At 68.2% G+C, this 666-nt stretch carries 1 protein-coding gene; it reads left to right on the top strand.

The features are described from left to right. Nucleotides 1-122: 122 nt before the first annotated feature. Nucleotides 123-666, top strand: a 544-nt coding sequence (locus AB0C16_RS40210) for a transposase (protein WP_357691415.1), incomplete at its 3' end; no start/stop codon positions are given.

The raw sequence follows: 666 nt of genomic DNA, 5'->3' as shown, positions 1-666 counted from the left end.
GACCCTGTTGCCGAATTCTGCTGACACGCCGGGCGACTTCCGAGTTCTGGGTGGCGCTGGGGTGAAAGATCGCCCCTGCGTGCCGTGACCCTCCCCTCGACCGGCCGCAGGATGGGCATGTGATGTCGATGCAACCGCGGTCGGTGCCGCAGGTTCCGGAGGCGACCGCGCAGGTAGCACGGGCGGCTTTCCCCAAGGGCAGCCTACCGATGACGATTCGTGATCAGCTGGGTGAGGTGTTCACCGATACCGAGTTCGCCGGGGCGTTCGCCGTCCGAGGTGCGCCGGCCGAATCTCCGGCCATGCTGGCGCTGGTGACGGTACTGCAGTTCGTCGAGGACCTGACCGACCGACAGGCCGCCGATGCGGTACGGGGGCGCATCGACTGGAAGTACGGGCTCGGCCTGGAGCTGGCTGATCACGGATTCGACTACACCGTGTTATCGAAGTTTCGTGCCCGGGTCGTCGCCCATGAGCTGGAGGAGAAGGCGCTGGATGCGCTGCTGGCCCATCTGCGCGACAAGGGGCTCGTCAAGGCGGGCGGCAAGCAGCGCACCGACTCAACGCATGTGCTCGGCGCGGTCCGCGATCTGAACCGGCTGGAGCTGGCCGGGGAATGCGTGCGGGCGGCGCTGGAGGCGATCTCGGCCGCCGCGCCCGGCTGGG

This window comes from Nonomuraea sp. NPDC048916 (genome assembly GCF_040649575.1).
GTDB lineage: Bacteria > Actinomycetota > Actinomycetes > Streptosporangiales > Streptosporangiaceae > Nonomuraea.
Note: the sequence above shows the minus strand (reverse complement) of the source record. Positions and strands in the feature narration are given on the sequence as shown.